The organism is Brotaphodocola sp. (assembly GCF_050873065.1).
Classification (GTDB): Bacteria; Bacillota; Clostridia; order Lachnospirales; family Lachnospiraceae; genus Brotaphodocola.
Genome location: NZ_JBNMIC010000078.1, coordinates 1 through 7,688 on the forward strand (window position 1 = coordinate 1; position 7,688 = coordinate 7,688).

A 7,688-nucleotide genomic window follows, 5' to 3' on the forward strand; every position below is an offset into this window, starting at 1 on the left:
CCACTGTATCATACGGCATTTTCAGTTCAGAAAATGCCTACCCGTGTACAGTAACAATCCATCAGATTTGACCCGATGCATCAAAAGAAAAAAGTTCTGGAATCCGGTAACGAAAATGTAAGGAAAGAGTAAGCCTCTCGTTCTTGTAATGACTGGGGAAAATTCTGTATAATAAATATAGAAAACAGAAATATAAGAAAAAAGAATGAAAAATCGAAATCTATCAGAATCATTAGTGGGAGAATACCGGCAGAGAGGAGGCGCAACCATGAGAAAAGAAAAACAAATCTGGTGGAATTTTTCCGTGTATGAAGCAGATTTGTTTGAGCATTATCTGGAAGAGCAGGCCTTACTGGGATGGTTTCCGGAAAAGATCGGCAATTTTGGAATGAAATTTTATTCTGGAGAACCGGAAAGGCGGAGCTATGCAACGGTTATCATTCCGGGAACTTCAACTTTGACAGGCGTGGATTCGTGGGCGGAAAGGAAGTTTCAGGAGCGGTGTGAAGACGCGGGGTGGAAGTTCCAGTGCCGGGGAATAAACTGGCAGGTTTTCTATACGACGGATGTGAGTGTGAAGCGGACGGAGGAGATGAGCAGGGCGACGCAATTTGAAATCCAGAAGTCCATGGTGTGGGGCTGGTCGACTCGAATCTTGTATCCGGTTCTGATTCTCGCAGAGTGCTGGGTGCTGTATCGGAGTCTGAAGGATCCGGCAGTTGTGCTTTCAGATCCGTTTAATTTCCTCTCTGTGATGATGACGACAATCCTGGCAGGTTCCTGGGCGGCATTTTATGTTCGGCTAATGCGGTGGGCACACCGAGAGAAAGAAAGCATCAGAAACGGTGAGAAAGCGCCGATAGAAAATTTCAATGAAGAGGATCTGAGGCGGCAGCTGAAAGGAAAAAAATTTCGGAGTGTGACATGGGTTTTTCTGATTTTACTCATCTTGTCAGCGGTGTGCGCAATTTCCCTGCAGATGTTCATCAGTTATCTTGTCTCTGTGTTTCTTTTGCTTGGAATTGTCTTGTTCATGCGGAGATGGATCCGCAAAAATGGAAGTGGAAACAGCAGGGAAGACTGGATCGGTTATTTTGTGGGTGTTGTCGTGATCAGCATGATCGCCTTTCCGCTGTGCAATGTAATGATTGAGCATTTCACGCGGGCGGAAAAGACAAGTCAGACAGAGACCGGTCTAAGCAATTTTGATTATTCAAACGAGAAACATACCGTGTTTGCAAGCTGCCAGACGGGTGATATGCGTGTGAATGGTGCAGGAAATCCGGTTGGAGTGATGATTTACAAGAGCCCGATTCCATGGGTGATCAGCCAGACAAGAAAAAATTATCCGAAGGACATGACAGATCTGTGGGAGCAGAGAGAACAGGATCTTCCAAAAACGGAGATGTTTTTGAATCTTCCAGAGGATGTCTCGGTGAGCTGGTGCCGCTACACGTTTAAAAATAAAAAATACAGGACGAAAACGCGCAGAGCGGCAGGGACTTGCCGGAGAATGTTGATGAGAGTATGGATGGCGAGAATGAGGCGGTTGCAGTGGATGAGGTTGTGCTGAGTGACAAAAACCGTCTGGTGATTCTTGATTTTGGAGGTGGAACAGACGAAGAAGGGCTTGAGGAAGCGGTGAGGGCATTTATTTATCCGGATCATCCGCTGCTCCCATGAGAGAAAGCCGTAAAAGAAAACGTCAATTAAGTTGGGCATGGAGCGTCACATATTGTCAGATTGTTGAGAAAAGAAGTCTGAAAATTAGATTGACAAACGAGAAAGAGAGGAGTATATTAAAAAGCAACAACAGAACAACGTCTTCAGGGCGGGGAGCATTTCCCCACCGGTGGTTACAGCCCACGAGCCGCAAGGCATGATTCGGTGAGATTCCGAGGCCGACAGTATAGTCTGGATGAAAGAAGATTATGACACAATCGTACACACACAGAATAGACAGATAAAAGTGTTTAGAGATAGATATCATTAGACATTTAATTATTTTAGCAATTATTTTAGATAGATATCGAAAACAAGATTGATTCGTGGCAGAATATCATCGCTCTGGAATGAGAATTCCAGAGCTTTTTGTGTTTATGAATGTTTGTTTATTTTTGGATATTTTGAGTATGCAGAAGCGCCCTGAACAGAAGGAAAACTTGTGTTCAGGGTGTTTTTTATTGCATAGGAAATTGCGTCCTGTGCAATAAAAATGCTTCGCGAGTTATGAAAATGTTCTAAGACGAACTCCTGTTGGATTCAAATGAAACGAAGAAAGGCGGGAAGTGAGAAGAAATGGATCAGGATTCTATGGATCAGAAATATATGCGGATGGCACTGGAACTTGCGAAAAAAGGGACAGGGCGGGTTTCTCCGAATCCGTTAGTCGGCGCGGTTCTTGTAAAAAATGGAGAGGTCATCGGGAGCGGGTATCATGCAAGGTATGGCGAGGCGCATGCAGAGCGGAATGCTCTCGCCTCATGCACAGAATCCCCCAAAGGGGCAACGCTGTACGTGACGCTTGAACCGTGCTGTCATTATGGCAAACAGCCGCCGTGCACGGAGGCGATTCTTGAGGCAGAGATTGCGAGAGTCGTTGTCGGAAGCGGGGATCCGAATCCAATTGTCGCCGGAAAAGGGATCGAGATTTTGCGAAATCACGGCGTGCAGGTCACCGAGCATGTGCTTGAGAGGGATTGCAGGGAACTTAACCGGGTATTTTTCTGGTACATCCGCACGGGACTTCCGTATGTTGTGATGAAGTATGCGATGACGCTTGACGGAAAGATTGCGACGGCTGTGGGTGCGTCGAAGTGGATCACAGGTGAGCAGGCAAGGGCACATGTGCAAAGCCAAAGAAACCGCTATACGGCGATTATGGCGGGGGTCGGGACTGTGCTTGCGGATGATCCGCTGCTGACCTGCCGGATCGAGGGTGGGCGAAATCCGATCCGCATTATCTGTGACACGCATCTTCGCACACCGTTCACTTCCAAGATTGTGGAGACGGCGGACCGTAAGAGTGCCCCGGTTATTCTTGCCACCTGTTGTCGGGATATGGAGCGCATAAAACGGTATGAGGAGAGACAATGCCAGGTTCTGGCCGTGCAGGAGCGAGATGGTCATCTCGATCTGAATGATCTGATGCAAAAACTTGGAGAAAAAAAGATCGACAGCATTCTCCTTGAGGGAGGAGGAACACTCAACTGGTCAGCACTGGAAGCCGGAATTGTGAGCCATGTGCAGGCGTATCTGGCACCAAAACTTTTTGGAGGAAGAAACGCCAAAACACCGATTGAGGGAGAGGGCGTGAGAATGCCGGAGCAGGCCGTCAAACTCCGTGCAGACACTATAACGGTGACAAAACTTGGTGACGATTTCCTGATTGAGGGGGAGATCGGGCGCAGAGAAGACCATAACACAGAGAAAATCATGATAGTGGATAATCGGACAGACGATCAGATAAACTGCGGATGAGAGGAGATGAGGTAAACGTGTTTACAGGAATTGTAGAGGAGATCGGGACGATTCGGACAGTCAGAAAAGGAGCACACTCCGCAGTCCTCGAGATCTGTGCAGATCACATTTTAGAGGATGTGCATCTGGGAGACAGCATTGCCGTCAACGGAGTCTGCCTGACCGTGACCTCGTTTCAGAAAAATCGCTTCACGGCAGATGTGATGCATGAGACGCTGAACCGCTCTTCACTCTCGGATGCAAAACCGGGAAAACGGGTGAATCTGGAGCGGGCAATGCTTGCAGGAGGACGATTTGGCGGCCATATGGTTTCCGGTCATATTGATGGAACCGGGGAGATTGTGGAGATTTTAAAGGACGACAATGCGGTCTGGTACACGATTCAGGCAAGCCCTGGACTTCTGCGCTACATTGTGGAAAAGGGTTCGATAGCAATCGATGGAATCAGCCTGACAGTGGCAAAAGTCGGAAGAACGGATTTTTCTGTCTCGATCATTCCGCACACTGCACAGGTGACAACACTTGGGGAGCGAAAGAGAGGCGATCTGGTCAATCTGGAGACAGATCTGATCGGAAAATATATAGAGCGTCTTCTCACAATGGAAAGTGAAACTCTCACAGCAGGAAAGAAACCTGAGATGGAAGCGGGAAAAGAACGTGGTGGACTGACAAGGGAATTTCTTGAGAAATATGGATTCTGATCGCGTGATTTTTAATAGAGACAGAATAGAAACAGAAAAGAATATTGAAATCAAAATAAAAAAATAAAGACAGAAAAAGAATGATAGAAACAGAAAGATAGAGAAATAAAAAAAGAAAACCGGAGAAAAAAACGGGAGGATGGAAGAAGTTATGGGACAGACGGAGAAATTTGACACGATTGAGCAGGCACTTGAAGATCTTCGGGCAGGAAAACTGATTCTTGTGACGGACGATCCGGATCGGGAAAATGAGGGAGATTTCATCTGTGCGGCAGAATTTGCCACAACAGAAAACATTAATTTCATGGCGACACATGGAAAGGGGCTGATCTGCATGCCGATGTCGGAGGAGTATGTGCAGAAACTTCAGATTCCGCAGATGGTCTCTCACAATACGGATAATCACGAGACTGCATTTACGGTATCGATCGATGCAGCCAGCACGACGACCGGAATTTCGGCAAAGGAGCGTTCGGTGACTGCAATGCGCTGTGTCGCGGAAGATGCAAAGCCGGAAGATTTCAGACGGCCGGGACATATGTTCCCGCTTCTCGCAAAGAAAAACGGTGTGCTCGAGCGAAATGGCCACACGGAGGCAACGGTGGATCTGTGCCGTCTCGCGGGACTCAAAGCCTGTGGACTCTGCTGCGAGATTATGAGGGAGGACGGCACGATGATGCGGACCGGAGAGCTTCGGGAACTCGCGAAAAAGTGGGGGCTCACCTTTATCACGATCAAAGATCTTCAGGAATACCGAAAAATCCACGATTGTCTGATTGACCGTGTGACGGTGACAAAGATGCCGACAAAGTACGGGGAATTTACCGCTTACGGTTATGTGAACCGCCTGAATGGGGAACATCATGTGGCTCTCGTGAAGGGAGAGATCGGGGACGGAGAGGATGTGCTCTGCCGGGTTCACTCCGAATGTCTGACGGGGGATGTCTTTGGCTCTCTGCGCTGTGACTGTGGACAGCAGTTTGCAGCGGCGATGACCCAGATTGAGAAAGAAGGACGCGGAATTCTTCTCTATATGCGTCAGGAGGGCCGGGGCATCGGGCTGATTAATAAGCTCAGGGCCTATGAACTTCAGGAGCAGGGGATGGACACGCTTGAGGCAAATCTGGCGCTCGGATTCGGTGGAGACGAGAGAGAGTATTACATCGGAGCGCAGATTCTTCGTGATCTCGGTGTGAAAAGCCTGAATCTTTTGACGAACAATCCGGATAAGGTTTACCAGCTGGAAGAATTTGGCATGAGGATTGCAAAGCGGGTTCCGATTGAGATCGAGGCGACGCGCTATGACCGTTTTTATCTCAAGACAAAACAGCAGAGAATGGGACATTTGCTGAACCTGAATCTTTAAAAATTTAAAGATTTGACATGATAAAAATGATTAAAATAAAATGATTAAATATAAAGAGATCAAAATAAAAAAATCAAAATAAAGAAATCATAATAAAAAGATCAGAATAGAGAGATTAGAGAGATCAGAAAATTAGAAAATCAGATAAAGTCAAAAATGGAGGAAAAATCATGAGAGTACTGGAAGGAAAAGTTGTAGCAGAGGGAATCCGGGTAGGAATTGTGGCAGCACGTTTCAACGAATTTATCACATCTAAGCTTGTGGCAGGCGCGCTTGACGGGCTGAAACGCCACAATGTGGAGGAGGATCAGGTTGATGTTGCGTGGGTGCCGGGAGCATTTGAGATTCCGCTGATCGCATCGAAGATGGCAAAGAGCGGAAAATATGACGCAGTGATCTGTGTGGGAGCAGTGATCCGCGGAAATACAAGTCATTACGATTATGTCTGCAATGAGGTGTCAAAGGGAATCGCAAGTGTTTCTTTGGAGAGCGGAATTCCGGTACTGTTCGGGGTATTGACGACAGAAAACATTGAGCAGGCAATCGAGCGTGCCGGAACGAAGGCAGGAAATAAGGGATATGACTGTGCACTGAGTGCGATTGAGATGGTGAATCTGATTCGTGAGATGGAAAAATAAGTGGGAGATGGGACAAGTCAACTCCCCATCACTCAAAGACAACGGGCAATGGACTTGCGCTTGCCTGGTCGTAATGAAATGCTAGGAAACGCCTGGTATCGTTGACATGGCGTATTTGATGACATCGTGATATAATGGAGGGAGCCGAGAGATCGGCTCTCTTTTGCGTTGTATTAATGGACTCAGCGAGGATGTCCCCCATTTTATAGAGGCAAGAAGGGGATCACAGACTTTCTCGGGAGGGGAGATAATCTTAAAGAAAATAATTTTAAAGAAAATAATCTTGAATGATTTTGGAGGAAAAGACGATATGACATCACTGAGCACTTTGTGTTATATAGAAAAGAACGGTCAGTATCTGATGCTGCACCGGACGGTGAAGAAACATGATGTGAATAAGGATAAATGGATTGGAGTCGGCGGCCACTTTGAGGCGGATGAGAGCCCGGAGGAGTGCCTGCTTCGGGAAGTCTGGGAGGAGACCGGATATACGCTGACGTCCTGGAAATACCGTGCGATCGTGACGTTTGTGTCTGGAAATGGAGTGACGGAATATATGTCGCTGTTCACGGCAGATGCGTTCACAGGAGAGCCGATCGCCTGCAACGAGGGGGAGCTTGCATGGGTGGACAAGGAAGAGGCATTAAAGCTCAATATCTGGGAGGGAGACAAGATCTTTTTCAGACTCTTAAATGAGCGGTCGGACTTTTTCTCACTCAAACTGGTCTATGATGGGCAGGACAAACTTGTGTCAGCATCTCTGGACGGAAAAGAGATGGAACTGTTTGACGTTCTTGATGAGAAGACGGGAGAGAAGACCGGAATCCGCAGGGAGAGAGGGGTTGCGCACCGTGATGGAAGCGCACATGGAACGGCACATATCTGGGTGGTGCGCCCGAAAGCAGATGGGGGATATGAGGTGCTTCTTCAGAAGCGGAGCGAGAAAAAAGATTCCTACCCGGGCTGCTATGACATTTCGGCGGCGGGACATCTGGCAGCGGGAGAGGAATATCTGCCGACTGCACTTCGGGAGCTGAGAGAAGAACTTGGAATTGAGGCGACAGCGGATCAGCTTCATTTTGTCGGGATGCATCAGGCAAAAAGCGAATCCGTTTTTCACGGACAGCCGTTTAAAGATCATGAGATCAGCGCAGTCTATCTGTATCGGGAGCCGATTCGGGAGGAGAATCTGAAACTCCAGAGCGAGGAGGTTGAGAGCGTGAGATGGATGGATTATCGGGAGTGCAGGGAAAAGCTGATGAAGAAAGAACTGAAAAGCTGCATCCGTCTGGATGAGTTTGAGATGATAGGAAAGACCTTGGGGTGCGAGTAGGGGTGCCTTGCCCGCTTTGCGTCACTTATGACCGGATTCAGAAAGAATTTTGGACGAAATCAAAAGGCTAAAGAGGGCAATTCTGGACGAAAATATTCAGAAATCAGAAAGAAGAGAGAGGAAGAAACGAAATGTGTACAGCGGCAACCTATAAGACAAAAGATTTTTAC

At 47.5% G+C, this 7,688-nt stretch carries 7 protein-coding genes and 1 riboswitch; all 7 genes read left to right on the forward strand.

Annotation, left to right across the window (positions count from 1 at the left end; genetic code table 11):
- Positions 1 to 268: 268 nt before the first annotated feature.
- Positions 269 to 1,573, forward strand: coding sequence for a DUF2812 domain-containing protein (locus ACR0QE_RS12450; protein ID WP_432628664.1), 1,305 nt, complete (start codon positions 269 to 271; stop codon positions 1,571 to 1,573).
- Positions 1,528 to 1,683, forward strand: a complete 156-nt coding sequence (locus ACR0QE_RS12455; RefSeq protein WP_432628665.1) for a hypothetical protein — start codon at positions 1,528 to 1,530, stop codon at positions 1,681 to 1,683. Before ACR0QE_RS12450 ends, ACR0QE_RS12455 begins: the two co-directional genes overlap by 46 nt.
- 135 nt (positions 1,684 to 1,818) lie before the next feature.
- Positions 1,819 to 1,934: riboswitch (FMN riboswitch) on the forward strand.
- Between the two features lie 364 nt (positions 1,935 to 2,298).
- The gene (gene ribD / locus ACR0QE_RS12460) at positions 2,299 to 3,480 is read left to right on the forward strand and encodes a bifunctional diaminohydroxyphosphoribosylaminopyrimidine deaminase/5-amino-6-(5-phosphoribosylamino)uracil reductase RibD (protein WP_432628666.1); all 1,182 of its coding nucleotides are present in this window, start codon (positions 2,299 to 2,301) and stop codon (positions 3,478 to 3,480) included.
- 17 nt (positions 3,481 to 3,497) lie between these two features.
- Positions 3,498 to 4,181, forward strand: coding sequence for a riboflavin synthase (ribE, locus tag ACR0QE_RS12465; protein ID WP_432628668.1), 684 nt, complete (start codon positions 3,498 to 3,500; stop codon positions 4,179 to 4,181).
- 151 nt (positions 4,182 to 4,332) lie between these two features.
- Positions 4,333 to 5,547, forward strand: a complete 1,215-nt coding sequence (locus ACR0QE_RS12470) for a bifunctional 3,4-dihydroxy-2-butanone-4-phosphate synthase/GTP cyclohydrolase II (RefSeq protein WP_432628669.1) — start codon at positions 4,333 to 4,335, stop codon at positions 5,545 to 5,547.
- A gap of 170 nt (positions 5,548 to 5,717) precedes the next feature.
- Entirely contained in the window at positions 5,718 to 6,185 is a 468-nt protein-coding gene (gene ribH / locus ACR0QE_RS12475) for a 6,7-dimethyl-8-ribityllumazine synthase (protein ID WP_432628670.1), read from the forward strand.
- 310 nt (positions 6,186 to 6,495) lie between these two features.
- Entirely contained in the window at positions 6,496 to 7,518 is a 1,023-nt protein-coding gene (locus ACR0QE_RS12480) for an NUDIX domain-containing protein (RefSeq protein ID WP_432628671.1), read from the forward strand.
- Positions 7,519 to 7,688: the final 170 nt, after the last annotated feature.

What these genes read in the sequence shown, in the direction of transcription:
- ACR0QE_RS12450 (WP_432628664.1), top strand. Translation starts at nt 269, where the DNA reads ATGAGAAAAGAAAAACAAATCTGGTGGAATTTTTCCGTGTATGAAGCA.
- ribH (WP_432628670.1), top strand. Translation starts at nt 5,718, where the DNA reads ATGAGAGTACTGGAAGGAAAAGTTGTAGCAGAGGGAATCCGGGTAGGA.
- ACR0QE_RS12470 (WP_432628669.1), top strand. Translation starts at nt 4,333, where the DNA reads ATGGGACAGACGGAGAAATTTGACACGATTGAGCAGGCACTTGAAGAT.
- ribD (WP_432628666.1), top strand. Translation starts at nt 2,299, where the DNA reads ATGGATCAGGATTCTATGGATCAGAAATATATGCGGATGGCACTGGAA.
- ACR0QE_RS12455 (WP_432628665.1), top strand. Translation starts at nt 1,528, where the DNA reads ATGGATGGCGAGAATGAGGCGGTTGCAGTGGATGAGGTTGTGCTGAGT.
- ACR0QE_RS12480 (WP_432628671.1), top strand. Translation starts at nt 6,496, where the DNA reads ATGACATCACTGAGCACTTTGTGTTATATAGAAAAGAACGGTCAGTAT.